Raw genomic sequence first — 12896 nt, forward strand, 5'->3', positions numbered from 1 at the left:
GAAGGGGACATTCCGCCTTCCTCACCGAGTTGGCGTCTCCGCGACCTGTTGTGACGTGACCGAGCGCAAGGCGATTCCGGTGAACGCCGCCGCGCCGGCCAGGACTGCGGCTCCGGCGATTGCCGCAACTGTGAACCCGCTGCTGTAGGCGTCGAACGCCTGCCGCAGCAGGAGCGGCGCGACCTCTCGTGGCAGATGCTCGGCGACCGCCACGGCGGCGCCGACGGTGTCGTTCGCAGCCTGCGCGGCTGCGCTTTCAAGCCCGGGGACGGCGGCGTGCTGCATCGTGCCGCGGTAGATGGATGCGGCGAGGGTGCCGAGGACAGCGATGCCAAGCGCGCCGCCGAGCTCATTGCTGGTCTCGGCGAGGGCGGACGCGGCTCCGGCCTTCTCCGGAGGTGCGGTGGTGAGAACGAGGGAGGTGACCATGGTGGCGGTCATGCCGACGCCGAGAGTGAGCACGGTGTAGGCGGCGATGAGGTGGCCGACCCCCGAGTCAGGCGTGACTGTGCTGACGACGGCGAAGCCCGCGGCAGCGGCGAGCAGGCCGGCCGCGACGAGCATGGCGGGGCAGATCTTCGGGGCGAGGATCGAGGCGACCGTGACGCCCGCGATACTGCCACCTACGGCGGGCAGCGCCCACAGCGCGGCGGCGAACGGGGTATAGCCGAGCACGATCTGAATGAAGGTCATGGTCAGCAGCCCCATGCCCGCAGTGGCGAAGGTGATGATCAGGTTCGCCACAATGGACCCGCTGAACGAGGGCCGGGCGAACAGGCGTACGTCGATCATGGGGCTTCGCGCGTTCAGCTGCCGCAGTACGAACAGCCCCGCGAACACGATACCCGCGGCGAGCGATGCGATCGCCGTGCCGTCGAGGCCGTCTTCCGCGGCGCGCTTGACGCCGTACACAATCGGGAGCACCGCCGCCAGCGACAGCAGCGCGCCGAGCAGGTCGAAGCGGCCGGGGGCCGAATCGCGCTGCTCGCGGATGATGATCGGCGCGACGATCAGCAACAGCACCATCACGGGGACGTTGATGAGGAAAACCGACCCCCAGCCGAAGCGCTCCAGCAGGAGGCCGCCGACGATGGGGCCGACCGCCATACCGCCGGTGAACGCGCCGGTCCAGATGCCGACCGCCGTGCGGCGCTGGTTCTCGTCCTGGAACATCCCCCGGATCAGGGAGAGCGTCGACGGGGCAAGCGTCGCGCCGCCGAGACCGAGTAGGGCGCGGGCGGCGATGAGGATCTCGGCGGAGGTCGAGTGCGCCGCGATCACAGAGGCGGCGCCGAAGGCGAGCGCGCCGATCAGCAGCAGCTTCCGCCGCCCGATCCGGTCGCCGATCGAGCCCATGGTGATGAGCAGGCCGGCCATCACGAACCCGTAGATGTCCATGATCCACAGATGCTGACTCGCGGTGGGCGCGAGGTCGGCGCTGATCCAGGGCGAAGCCATGAACAGCACGGACAGATCCATCGAAGCCAGCAGAGCGGGAAGGACCAGCACGGCCATGCCGAGCCAGTCGCGAGCGGTTGCGCGTGGAAACGGTGTCGTCGTCATACCCTCAGTGTACGAGCGTCTAATACGTGTGTACAAGACACGTGTACGCTCCAGCGTTACCCTGGACGTATGGGTCAGCGACAGGATCTGCTCGCCGGAGCGAGGAAGTGCCTGGCAGAGAAGGGCTACTCGCGCACCACCGCGCGTGACATCACCGCCGCTTCGGGGGCGAACCTCGCCGCCATCGGCTATCACTTCGGCTCCAAGGAGGCGCTGCTGAACGCCGCCGTGCTGGAATCCTTCGATGAGTGGGGCAACGCCATCGAGGAGGCCATGGCGGTTCCCTACGAAGGCGAGCCGATCGACCGACTCGAGGGGTTCCTCGCCCTCTTTCTCGCCGGCTCCGCCGAACATCGCACGACGCTCGTGGCGAGCGTGCAGGCGTTCGCCGAGGCCGAGTTCGTCCCTGAGATCCGCCAGCAGCTCGCCGCCGCCTACGATGGGGCCCGCCGCGGGATCGCCGCCATGTTGCTCGACGTCGAGCCCGATCGCGTCCGCGCGGAGGACCTAGCGCTCGGATCCCTCGCCCTGGCGATCATCAGCGGCATCGCGCTGCAGCTTTTCATCGCGCCCGAACCCACGCCGTCGGCCCGAGAACTCGCTGTAGCGATAAAGACTCTCGTTCACAACTAAACCGCGGCGCAGGACGAGCCCCGTTGGCGGCTCGACCCGCCTTCGCATCCCGTCGAGAGATTTCTACGTCTGCCGGGCCCCGCAGAGGTCACGGGCAGAAGTTGAGCTCGACTGCGCGCCGCAGTCGAACAGACTTCTCGTCGCCGTTGCCGTCCGGGTCGCGGAACTGCACGAACGCCACGCTCCCGATGTCGGCGACCTTCGAGGCGAGAGGGATATCGAGCCGTCCGAGGTGGTCGATGACAGCCGAGAGATCAGCGCCCCAGGCGAACCTCTGCGAGCGAGCGGATCACACGTTGAACCGGAACTCCACCACGTTACGTAGCGCACCACCATCTAGCTGATGCCCCAGCGCCACTCTTCGACTAGCGCGATGCGGGCAGTCACGTCGCGGACATGGGGCCTAAGACGGCACCTTCACCGGCCGGCCGCACCTGTAGCCTGAGTCCGTCAACTGCATGAGACGAACGGGTGAACACAGTGAGCGATCTCGAATCGGAGCTCGAAGAAGCGCGAAGGAACATCTCGACGGACAGCTACCTGCACGAGAAGAACGACGAGGAAATCGCAGGTATCCGCAACTTCCAGGATGGACTTGAAGAATTTGCCATCGACCTCGCTCTGAAATTCGAGGCTAACTACATGGAGCGCTCCGAAAACACTTTCCGCGAGACCTTCGACCGCCTACTGCAGGCGGATGAACGGATCCTCGGGAAGTGGGATGCCAGCAAGGGCGACTTCAAGGGAGGTTTCTTGAACTCGTCTTTTGAGGCGCTTGCGATCAGCCTCGGTTTCCTCCTGAGGAGCGGCTCGGAGGTGAAGACCGATCTGCGGCAGTGCGCGATTGACTTCTGGAGCCTACCCGAAATGACCACCCGGTTCGCGACTGGAAAGTCGACTGAAGCACGGCTCAACATGATGGTCCCCGCCGGTCGAAAAATCATCAGTGCGTGATGGCCAAGATCCGGTCGGTTGAGGCACTCGATGATGCCATTTCGGCCGAGATAGCCTGGCGCAAGCAAGAGCTCAGCACAGCACGGAAGCTAATCCACCGAAGTAGTGGCCCAGCGCTGCAGGCGAACCTTCGCTCAGGAGTCGTCATCCTATACGCGCACTGGGAAGGGTGGGTGAAGGCAGTAGCGCAGCTCTACATCAGATATGTGAACACAAAGGCGTTCCCATATGACCAGCTGAGCACCGCTTTTCTCGGCACCGCGCTTGAGACCAAGATGTCAGGAATCGATGAGGCGAGCAACCCTTTGATACACAACAGCTTCGCCGCTTTTATCCAGGACCATCTCTCGGAGCGCGCCTCAATATCCGAGTCTTTGGTTCGGACGGAGAGCAATCTGTCATCTAGCGTCTTCCTCGCGATCATCGATCGCTTGGGTCTCGAAAGACGAGAAAAGTACAAGCTTCGAGCGAACATGATTGACCATGACCTCGTAAATCGCCGCAACACAATAGCCCACGGCGAGTATCTCGACCTGGGCGTCGATGATTTCACAACGCTTCGAGCCAATACGCTCGACCTACTTGAGCTCTTCACGGACGATGTACGAAATGCCGCCTCGACGGGTCGACATCTCAAGTTGCCGACTGCTCAACAATAGGTGGCGCCAGACGGCACGGGACCGCCGGAAGACGCTACACCAGGGGTTGCACGGCGAAGCGGAACTCCACCGGGTTACGTAACCGATAAACATCACACCGTTGGGCAACGGCGAGCTCTGGACGAGCGACGCCTCACCGCCACTAGGGCAACCAGATCTTCAGCGATGCATTGCCACCGGTTAGACGGGTCCAGTACGCATGCCCAAGCGCGAGACCAACGGACGTCAACGTCATTGCGCTTAGCCCGGTCTGTTCGTTCTCCCATGCGTCACGCAGGTGAGCAATTCGAGGAACTCTGTTAATAGCCTCGTTCGCCACATCTTCCTCTGACATGCGCCCGCGCGTCACTACCGTCTTGAGGTCCGGGATCCGAGCGGCGAGGCCCGCCTTGGTTGCCTGCTCGTCGAGATCCTCGTCGGCGAGAAGTTGCAACTGTAACCGACCCGGGTCTCGCAGCGCCGGAATCACGAAGTTGCGGGTCCTCAGCTCCGCCAATAGGTCTGCGTCAATCTCAGAGGCGGCGAAGCCTGTAGTGTACAGGCCCTCCACACCGGACATAATGCCTTTTGCGAATGTGGTGGTGCCAATGCTCAACGACCCGGCGCCGACATACTCGATGTGCTGATAGTCCGCCTGGCCGGTAGGCACGTCAACCCCAAGCGCAGAAGTCTCCCGCTCGAGTCTGGAATAGTAGGCATCTGGCGTGCCAACACCGACAGGTCTCGTGTACCTCAGGTAGAAAACCCACGCGATCGCGCGTCGCTGCTTCTCAGTCAGCTTCGGCGCCGATGCTATGGCCTCGTTGAGCGCGAGAGTCCGCAGATTGCGGTCGTCCTCGCCGACACGTTGGGCGAGGAGGTCCACGAGCGCGACTCGGAGATCTTCCTCTCCCGATCGGGCGAACTCCCTCTGCGCCTGAAAGACGACACTCTGAACATCTGGGTCCGCGAGTGCGTTGGCGCGCTCGGGCATCTCTGCCTCGAGCTTCGTCAGAAAGTCATTGGTGAGCTGCTCCGCACGTGCAACGGCGATCGACTGGGCAACACCGGCAAGTTCGATGGCGTTGGCCTTGAACACGTCAAGTGCCACCGTTCGCGCTTCGTCAACGGTTAGACCGTGAACATGGATATCTTTCCCGGCTTGGTAGTTTGTCGAGTAGTCGCCGGCATCTTGGCTCTGTCCTCCCCTACCGGTCGGCGTCACTGTTTCGCCCAATCGTCATGTCCCTGCCCGCCTGGTAATTGGTCGACCGCTTCCCACCGCTCTGCTTCAACGTTTCCGCGGGGGTTTCGCGCCCGAGTAGCCCGAGCACGAGCAGCAACAGACCAAGACCCGTCGCGACAACCGCTGCCACGCCCGGCCAGGACCAAAATGGCTGCGCGGATTCTAGCGAGTAGATGTAATACGCGACGCCTAGCGCTCCGCCCAAGCCGACGATCGCCCCTCCGGCCGCAACTAGCTTGTCCGCTGTGCTCACACGGAAAGAGTATCGACAAGCTGGTACACGGCGTCGTTACCCGTTCGGCCAGTTCGACGCTGAACCTCTTGGCCTCAAACCACCCAACGATGGACTACACATTAAATCTAAACTCCACGACGTCGCCGTCCTGCATGACGTAGTCCTTGCCCTCGATGCGGACGCGGCCCTTCGACTTGGCCTCGGCCATCGAGCCGGCCTCGTCGAGGTCCGCGAACGAGACGACCTCGGCCTTGATGAAACCGCGCTCGAAATCGGTGTGGATGACGCCGGCCGCCTGCGGGGCGGTCCATCCCTTGCGGATCGTCCAGGCGCGCGACTCCTTGGGGCCCGCGGTGAGGTACGTCTGCAGGCCCAGGGTCTCGAACCCGACGCGGGCGAGCTGGTCAAGGCCCGACTCCTGCTGGCCCAGCGACTGCAGCAGTTCGAGCGCCTCGTCGGGGTCGAGGTCGATCAGCTCCGACTCGACCTTCGCGTCGAGGAAGACGGCCTTCGCCGGCGCCACGAGGGCGGCGAGCTCGTCCATCCGCTCAGGGGACGTGAGCACGCCCTCGTCGACGTTGAAGACGAACAGCGTGGGCTTGGCCGTCAGCAGGCCCAGCTCGCGGATGGGCGTGACGTCGAAGCCCGCCTGGAAAAGGGTCTTGCCAGAGTCGAGCACGTCCTTCGCCGCCTGGGCGGCCTCGAGCACCGACGCGTCGGCCTTCTTGCCCTTGACCTCCTTCTCGAGGCGCGGGATCGCCTTCTCGAGCGTCTGCATGTCGGCGAGGATCAGCTCGGTGTTGATCGTCTCCATGTCGGACGCGGGGTCGACCCTGCCGTCGACGTGCACGACGTCCGAGTCGGCGAAGCCGCGCACCACCTGGGCGATCGCGTCGGCCTCGCGGATGTTCGCGAGGAACTGGTTTCCGAGGCCCTCGCCCTCGCTGGCGCCGCGCACGATGCCGGCGATGTCGACGAACGACACGGGCGCCGGCAGGATGCGCTGCGAGCCGAAGATCTCGGCCAGACGGTTCAGGCGCGGGTCGGGCAGCTCGACCACGCCGACATTGGGCTCGATGGTCGCGAACGGGTAGTTCGCGGCGAGCACCGTGTTCTTGGTCAGCGCGTTGAAGAGGGTGGACTTGCCGACGTTGGGCAGGCCGACGATGCCGATAGTGAGAGCCACGGGAGACCAGTCTACGCGGGCGCCCGCAGCTCACCCATGCCCGCCCGCCCCTCCGAGCAAGCGTGGAGGTGCAGATGCGAGCCTGGAACGATGAGCACCAGCGCGCCTTCCTCCCCTGCCGCCGCGCCCGCGAATCGCGACCGGCGGTTCTTCGGGCATCCGCTGGGGCTCTTCACCCTCTTCACGACCGAGATGTGGGAGCGCTTCAGCTTCTACGGCATGCGCGCCATCCTGCTGCTGTTCCTCACGGCCGAGCTGGCCGAGGGCGGTCTCGCGCTCGACGACACCACCGGTCAGGCACTCGTGGCCATCTACGGCACCGGCGTCTACCTGCTGACGATCGTGGGCGGGTGGCTCGCCGACCGGATGATCGGCTCGCGCCGCGCCGTGCTCTCCGGCGGCGTCGTGATCGCCGCGGGTCACGTCAGCCTGGCGCTGCCCGGGGCGGCGTTCACATTCCTCGGCATGATCCTGGTGGCGGTCGGCACAGGGCTGCTGAAGTCGAACGTGTCGACCATGGTCGGCGACCTGTACACGCGCGACGACCCCCGCCGCCAGTCGGCGTTCTCGATCTTCTACATGGGCATCAATCTCGGCTCGTTCTTCTCGCCGCTGATCATCATGCCCGTGCGCCTCGCGTTCGGGTTCCACGCCGGATTCCTCGTCGCGGCGATCGGCATGGCCTTCGCTGTGGCGTTCTTCGTCGCCGGGCGCCGCCTGCTCGCCGCCGAGGGGGATGTCGTGGCGAACCCCATCGCGCGCGACGAGGTGCCGAAGGTGCTCCGGATGATCGGGATCATCCTGGTCGGCGTGGCGATCGTCGCGGTGATCGCATCGATCCTGCAGGGCGGCTGGGGCCTGGGCGCCATGATCGACACGCTCAGCTACGTGGCGCTGATCGCCCCCGTGGTCGCGTTCGTGCTCATGTACCGCTCGCCGAAGGTCACGGCCCCCGAGCGCAGCCGCCTGCTGGCCTACATCCCGCTGTTCATCGCCGCGATGCTGTTCTGGATGATCCTGGATCAGGCCGCCACCACGATGACGACCTTCGCCGACCAGCGCACCGATCTGCACATCTTCGGGCTGCAGCTGGGCGCCGAGCTGTTCCAGTCGATCAACCCGTTCGTGATCTTCGTGTTCGCGCCGGTGTTCGCCTGGATCTGGGTCAAGACCAACGACCGCCCCGCGGTCCCGTACAAGTTCGCGATCGGCCTGTCGCTCGCCGCCGTGTCGTTCGTGGTGCTCGCGGGCGGGGCCTGGCTCGCGGGCGACGGCAAGGCCCCCGCCATCCTGCTGATCACCGTGTACGTGATCCAGACGATCGGCGAGCTGTTCCTCTCGCCCGTGGGGCTGGCGGCCACCACGCTGCTGGCGCCGAAGGCGTTCCGCGGGCAGGCCATGGGCCTGTGGTTCCTCGCCCCCGCCGCCGGCTCGGCGATCACGGCGCAGGTCGTGCAGGCCACCGAGGGCGCGTCGGATGTCGCCTACTTCGGCTGGACGGGCGTGATCGCGGCGGTCTTCGCCGTGGCGCTGTTCGCCGTGTCGCCGTGGGTGCGTCGCCTGATCCACGAGGCCGACCGCGCAGAAGGCGTGCACACCTCCGGCGACTGATCGCCCGGACTGCGGAGCGGCGTCGATCGAGGCCCCGGCGGCGCGCCTGCCGGGGCCTCGTCGCGCCGGCACGCACACTCGATGGGTGGCACTGGACTTCACGGCGATCGACTTCGAGACGGCGAACGGGTCGAGGGCGTCGGCGTGCCAGGTCGGCCTGGCGCGCGTGCGCGACGGTGTGGTCGTCGAGAAGACCGGATGGCTCATCCGCCCGCCCGCAGGACACGACGAGTTCCTCGAGTGGAACACGCGCATCCATGGCATCACCGCCGCCGACGTCGCGGATGCCCTCGGCTGGGACGAGCAGATCGAGGATCTGATCGGGTTCGCCGGCGACGACGTCCTGGTCGCCCACAATGCCAGCTTCGACATGGGCGTGCTGCGCGCGGCGTGCGAGGCGACGGCGTTCGACCTGCCCGCCTACCGCTACGTCTGCAGCCTGCAGGTGGCGAGGAAGGCGTACACGCTCCCCTCCTACCGCCTGCCCGTCGCGGCCGAGGCGGCCGGGTTCACGGGCTTCGCACACCACGACGCGGTGGCCGACGCCCTCGCCTGCGCGCACATCGTGATCGACGCGGCACGGCGCATGGCGGCCGGCGACGTCACGACGCTCGCCGAGACCCTGAAGGTGCGCGTGTCCGCCCTGGCTCCGGCAGTCGTCGCGGCCTGATCCGTGCGGTGAGCCGCAGGATGTCGGTGGCCCCCCGCATGATGGGGGCATGGACGCACTCGCCCTGATCCTCGCCGTCGCCGCGCTCGTCGTGGGCGGGGCGATCGGATGGCTCGCTCGGGCCGCCCGAGCGACACAGGATGCCGCCGACGCACGCGCCCTGCTCGCCGCACGCGAGACCGAGGCCGTGGCCCTGCGCGAGGCGCTGGAGCGCCAGGAGGATCTGCGCCGGGACGCGATCGCCCACGAGCAGGCCCAGCGCGCCGCCGCGGAAGAGCGGGCGCGACGCGAGAACGCCGTGCTGACGGCGCTCTCCCCCGTACGCGAGAGCCTCACCCGCATGCAGCAGCGCGTGGACGAGATGGAGCGCGAGCGCCACAGCCAGTTCGGCACGCTGGCCGAGCAGCTGCGCCGGGCGCAGCAGTCGGACGAAGCGCTTCGCGCCACGACCGAGTCGCTGGCGGGGGCTCTGCGATCGACCACGGCGCGCGGTGTATGGGGCGAGGCGCAGCTGCGGCGTGTGGTCGAAGCCGCCGGTCTCGTCCGCCACGTCGACTTCGACACCCAGGCCGTGCTGACCGAGGGCGACACGGCCGGTCGTCCCGACATGGTGGTGCGCCTTCCTGGCGACAAGGCCATCGCCATCGACGCGAAGGCCCCTCTCGACGCCTTCCTCGACGCAGCAGCGATCCCCGAATCGGCGAACGGCGACGAGGCTCGCCGCCGCCGCGAGCTGCGGGCGCGGCATGTCAAGGCGGTGCGCGCGCACGTCGACGCGCTCGCGAAGAAGGCGTACTGGACAGGCCTTCCCGCGAGCCCCGAGTTCGTCGTCTGCTTCCTGCCGAGCGAGTCGATCCTGGCGGTCGCGCTGGACGAAGACCCGGGCCTCCTCGAATACGCGTTCTCCAAGCGCGTCGCGCTCGCGTCGCCCGTCAACCTGTGGGCCGTGCTCAAGACCGTCGCGTACGCCTGGACCCAGCAAGAGGTGTCTGACGAGGCGCGCACGCTCTTCACCCTGGGCAACCAGCTCTACGAGCGCCTCGGCACGCTCGCCCAGCACGCCGACGGTCTGCGCCGCGCGATCGAACGCACGGTCGACAGCTACAACACCTTCGTGGGATCGCTCGAGTCGCGCGTGCTCGTCACCGCCCGCCGGTTCCCCGGCGTGGACGAGACGAAGCTCGCCGCCACGTCGTCGCCGGCGGTGCTGCACGCCGCGACGAGGCGGATGACAGCCCCCGAGCTCATCGAGGCGCTCGACGAGGCCCCGCTGACGGAGTCGATCGCCTCACGCCTGGATCAGTCGCGCCTGGGCGCGGTCGACGCGGGAGACGGTGCCACGAGAGAAGGCGTGATGGACCCGGGCCTGCGGGGCGACGAGACGATCGGCGACGAAGCGATCCGTGACGGCGCCGAAACCGGCGTCAGCCGGGGATCAGGCTCAGCAGCGCGGTGACCGCGCCCGAGAACACGACGAACGCGCCGACGAACCACCAGGCGCTGGGCTCCTGACCGGGAGCGCGACGCACGCGCAGCAGCACATCCGGGCGACGAGCGGGATCCGCGGCCACCTGCTGCGGGGTCTGCTGATCCGGCACATGCTGAACCGACGCGTGCTGAACTGACATGCCTCTGAGCCCCCTGCTGTGTCGGACGTTCCGCCGCGCCCATTCTCCCAGACCGAACCTCCGAACTCGGTCACAGGTGCATCACGCGTGGCGGACGGAACCCGCGCCTCTCAGGCGCGCCCGATCAGAGCCACTTCGAGACCATGTGATCCGACGAGATGCGACGCAGCGTGCCCGAGTGGCTGCGCAGCACGACGCTCTCGGTGTACACGTAGTCCCCCTGGCGACGCACGCCCGCCACCAGCTGGCCGTCGGTCACACCGGTCGCGACGAAGAGGGTGTTGTTGCCCGCGACGAGGTCGTCGGCCTCGTACACATGGTCCATCTTGAGCCCGGCGTCGATGCCCTTCTGCCGTTCCTCGTCGTCGCGCGGCCACAGGCGCCCCTGGATGTGCCCGCCCAGCGCCTTGATCGCGCACGCCGTGACGATGCCCTCCGGGCTGCCGCCGACCCCCACGCACATGTCGGTGCGCGCGTCGTGCCGGGCGGCGTTGATCCCGCCGGCCACGTCGCCGTCGCTCATCAGGCGTGTTCCCGCGCCGGCCTCGCGGATCTCCTGGATCAGCTTCTCGTGGCGGGGACGGTTCAGCACCGACACGACCATCTCGTCCACGGGCTTGCCGAGCTCCTTGGCGAGGAGGCGGATGTTCTCGCCGATCGGAAGGCGGATGTCCACCACGCCGACACCGGCCGGGCCGGTCACGAGCTTGTCCATGTAGAACACGCTCGACGCGTCGAGCATCGTCCCGCGATCCGACATCGCGATGACCGACAGCGCATTCTGGCGCCCGGCGGCAGTCAGCGACGTGCCGTCAATCGGATCCACCGCGATGTCGTACGAACGTCCCTTTCCGGTGCCGACGTGCTCGCCGTTGTAGAGCATCGGGGCGTTGTCCTTCTCGCCTTCGCCGATCACCACGACGCCGTCGAAGTCCACGGTCGTCAGGAACGCGCGCATCGCGTCGACCGCCGCGCCGTCGGCCGCTTCCTTGTCGCCACGGCCGATGAACGGCACGGCCCGGATGGCGGCGGCCTCCGTGGCGCGCACCAGCTCGAGCGCGATGTTCCGGTCGGGGTGGAGCGGGGACATGTCGGAGGTCTGCATGCCTCGAGCGTATTGCGATCCGCGGGGGGATTTCCGCGCGTGTCCGCCACAGGAACCTGCCTTCTTTCCAAAACGGCAAAGGTCCGCTTCCCGAGCTGTCCCGTCGGGGCAGGAACGGCCGAGTTTCCCTAGACTGGCGAGGACTCATCGGCTACCCCCCAAGGAGCAGACATGGCCTTCGCCACCCCGGATCAGTACGCAGAGATGCTCGACCGTGCGAAGGCCGGCGGCTTCGCGTATCCGGCGATCAACGTCTCCAGCTCGCAGACCATCAACGCCGTGCTGCAGGGTCTCCAGGAGGCCGGCAGCGACGGCATCCTGCAGGTCACCACGGGCGGTGCCGACTACTTCGCGGGTCACACCGTGAAGAACCGCGCGGTCGGCGCGATCGCCATGGCCGAGTACGTCAAGCGCGTGGCGGCCTCGTACGACATCACGGTCGCCGTCCACACCGATCACTGCCCCAAGGATGCGCTCGACAGCTTCCTGCTGCCGATCGTGGCGGCGTCGGAGGAGCAGGTGAAGGCCGGCGGCGCGCCCATCTTCCACTCGCACATGTGGGACGGCTCGGCCGTGCCGCTCGACGAGAACATCGAGATCGCCGGCGAGCTGCTCCCCCGCATGCACGCCATCGGCTCGATCCTCGAGATCGAGGTCGGCGTGGTCGGCGGCGAGGAGGACGGCGTCCGGCACGAGGGCTCCAACGACGCGCTCTACACGACGGTGGCCGACGTCGCGAAGGCGGTCGAGGCGCTCGGCCAGGGTGAGAAGGGCCGGTACATCTCGGCACTGACGTTCGGCAACGTGCACGGCGTCTACAAGCCCGGCAACGTCAAGCTGCGCCCCGAGCTGCTCGGCGAGATCCAGGAGGGCATCGCCGCCCAGTTCGGCACCGACCCCAAGCCGCTCGACCTGGTCTTCCACGGCGGCAGCGGCTCGACCGACCAGGAGATCGCCACCGCGGTCGCCAACGGCGTCATCAAGATGAACATCGACACCGACACTCAGTACGCGTTCACCCGCTCGATCGCCGGCTACATGTTCTCGAACTACGACGGCGTGCTGAAGGTCGACGGCGAGGTCGGCAACAAGAAGCAGTACGACCCCCGCGCATGGGGCAAGGTCGCCGAGACCGCCATGGCGGCTCGCGTGGTGGAAGCCACGAAGCAGCTCGGCTCGCACGGCCAGTCGCAGAAGGCCTGATCCGCCGCTTCCCGGACAGGCCGCTTCCCGGACAGGCCGCTTCCCAGACAGGCCGCTTCCCGAAGGCCCAGCCTCCCCGAACGCCCCGGCGCGACTCGACGCGCCGGGGCGTTCGCCGTCCCTCCGCCGTTCGCGGCTCGCACCCGTTCGACTGCACACCAATGTGCGTGTGCACTCGAAGGCGGCCGAGGACACACGCACATTGGTGTGCATACGAGCCTCGC

At 67.1% G+C, this 12896-nt stretch carries 12 protein-coding genes; 7 read left to right on the forward strand and 5 right to left on the reverse strand.

The window, feature by feature from the left end; translation table 11 throughout:
* Positions 1-21: 21 nt before the first annotated feature.
* The gene (locus tag ABTW64_RS05000) at positions 22-1563 is read right to left on the reverse strand and encodes an MFS transporter (protein ID WP_350619847.1); all 1542 of its coding nucleotides are present in this window, start codon (positions 1561-1563) and stop codon (positions 22-24) included.
* A 69-nt stretch (positions 1564-1632) separates the two neighbouring features.
* On the opposite strand from ABTW64_RS05000, the gene ABTW64_RS05005 reads away from it, so the two are divergent.
* The 3 genes from ABTW64_RS05005 (at position 1633) to ABTW64_RS05015 (ending at position 3809) form a co-directional block, all read left to right on the forward strand.
* Positions 1633-2196, forward strand: coding sequence for a TetR/AcrR family transcriptional regulator (locus tag ABTW64_RS05005; protein WP_350619850.1), 564 nt, complete (start codon positions 1633-1635; stop codon positions 2194-2196).
* A gap of 480 nt (positions 2197-2676) precedes the next feature.
* The gene (locus ABTW64_RS05010; RefSeq protein WP_350619852.1) at positions 2677-3150 is read left to right on the forward strand and encodes a hypothetical protein; all 474 of its coding nucleotides are present in this window, start codon (positions 2677-2679) and stop codon (positions 3148-3150) included.
* Positions 3150-3809, forward strand: a complete 660-nt coding sequence (locus ABTW64_RS05015; RefSeq protein WP_350620505.1) for an MAE_28990/MAE_18760 family HEPN-like nuclease — start codon at positions 3150-3152, stop codon at positions 3807-3809. Before ABTW64_RS05010 ends, ABTW64_RS05015 begins: the two co-directional genes overlap by 1 nt.
* A 142-nt stretch (positions 3810-3951) precedes the next feature.
* On the opposite strand, the gene ABTW64_RS05020 is transcribed toward ABTW64_RS05015, so the two are convergent.
* Together ABTW64_RS05020 and ychF are read right to left on the reverse strand one after the other, a co-directional pair.
* Entirely contained in the window at positions 3952-5013 is a 1062-nt protein-coding gene (locus ABTW64_RS05020; protein WP_350619855.1) for an LPO_1073/Vpar_1526 family protein, read from the reverse strand.
* Between the two features lie 368 nt (positions 5014-5381).
* The gene (ychF, locus tag ABTW64_RS05025; protein WP_350619858.1) at positions 5382-6455 is read right to left on the reverse strand and encodes a redox-regulated ATPase YchF; all 1074 of its coding nucleotides are present in this window, start codon (positions 6453-6455) and stop codon (positions 5382-5384) included.
* Between the two features lie 90 nt (positions 6456-6545).
* Between ychF and ABTW64_RS05030 the strand changes: the two genes are divergently transcribed.
* The 3 genes from ABTW64_RS05030 (at position 6546) to ABTW64_RS05040 (ending at position 10192) form a co-directional block, all read left to right on the forward strand.
* Positions 6546-8066 (forward strand): peptide MFS transporter, encoded by a 1521-nt coding sequence (locus ABTW64_RS05030; RefSeq protein ID WP_350619860.1) that lies wholly within the window; start codon positions 6546-6548, stop codon positions 8064-8066.
* An 85-nt stretch (positions 8067-8151) separates the two neighbouring features.
* Positions 8152-8736 (forward strand): 3'-5' exonuclease, encoded by a 585-nt coding sequence (locus tag ABTW64_RS05035; RefSeq protein ID WP_350619862.1) that lies wholly within the window; start codon positions 8152-8154, stop codon positions 8734-8736.
* 49 nt (positions 8737-8785) lie between these two features.
* The gene (locus tag ABTW64_RS05040; RefSeq protein WP_350619865.1) at positions 8786-10192 is read left to right on the forward strand and encodes a DNA recombination protein RmuC; all 1407 of its coding nucleotides are present in this window, start codon (positions 8786-8788) and stop codon (positions 10190-10192) included.
* Here the strand turns inward: ABTW64_RS05040 and ABTW64_RS05045 are convergent.
* Together ABTW64_RS05045 and glpX are read right to left on the reverse strand one after the other, a co-directional pair.
* Complete coding sequence (locus ABTW64_RS05045; protein WP_350619867.1) at positions 10161-10364, reverse strand: UDP-N-acetylmuramyl pentapeptide phosphotransferase; 204 nt, start codon at positions 10362-10364, stop codon at positions 10161-10163. The two genes, ABTW64_RS05040 and ABTW64_RS05045, sit on opposite strands and share 32 nt — an antisense overlap.
* A gap of 124 nt (positions 10365-10488) precedes the next feature.
* Positions 10489-11469, reverse strand: a complete 981-nt coding sequence (gene glpX / locus ABTW64_RS05050; protein WP_350619869.1) for a class II fructose-bisphosphatase — start codon at positions 11467-11469, stop codon at positions 10489-10491.
* Between the two features lie 171 nt (positions 11470-11640).
* On the opposite strand from glpX, the gene fbaA reads away from it, so the two are divergent.
* Positions 11641-12672 carry a class II fructose-bisphosphate aldolase gene (fbaA, locus tag ABTW64_RS05055; protein ID WP_350619871.1) on the forward strand — a complete coding sequence of 344 codons (1032 nt, stop codon included), beginning with the start codon at positions 11641-11643 and terminating at the stop codon, positions 12670-12672.
* The last annotated feature ends 224 nt before the right edge of the window (positions 12673-12896 follow it).

The organism is Microbacterium sp. NPDC096154 (assembly GCF_040302945.1).
Classification (GTDB): Bacteria; Actinomycetota; Actinomycetes; order Actinomycetales; family Microbacteriaceae; genus Microbacterium.

What these genes read in the sequence shown, in the direction of transcription:
- ABTW64_RS05000 (WP_350619847.1), bottom strand. Translation starts at nt 1,563, where the DNA reads ATGACGACGACACCGTTTCCACGCGCAACCGCTCGCGACTGGCTCGGC.
- ABTW64_RS05005 (WP_350619850.1), top strand. Translation starts at nt 1,633, where the DNA reads ATGGGTCAGCGACAGGATCTGCTCGCCGGAGCGAGGAAGTGCCTGGCA.
- ABTW64_RS05015 (WP_350620505.1), top strand. Translation starts at nt 3,150, where the DNA reads ATGGCCAAGATCCGGTCGGTTGAGGCACTCGATGATGCCATTTCGGCC.
- ABTW64_RS05030 (WP_350619860.1), top strand. Translation starts at nt 6,546, where the DNA reads ATGAGCACCAGCGCGCCTTCCTCCCCTGCCGCCGCGCCCGCGAATCGC.
- ABTW64_RS05040 (WP_350619865.1), top strand. Translation starts at nt 8,786, where the DNA reads ATGGACGCACTCGCCCTGATCCTCGCCGTCGCCGCGCTCGTCGTGGGC.
- ABTW64_RS05045 (WP_350619867.1), bottom strand. Translation starts at nt 10,364, where the DNA reads ATGTCAGTTCAGCACGCGTCGGTTCAGCATGTGCCGGATCAGCAGACC.
- glpX (WP_350619869.1), bottom strand. Translation starts at nt 11,469, where the DNA reads ATGCAGACCTCCGACATGTCCCCGCTCCACCCCGACCGGAACATCGCG.
- fbaA (WP_350619871.1), top strand. Translation starts at nt 11,641, where the DNA reads ATGGCCTTCGCCACCCCGGATCAGTACGCAGAGATGCTCGACCGTGCG.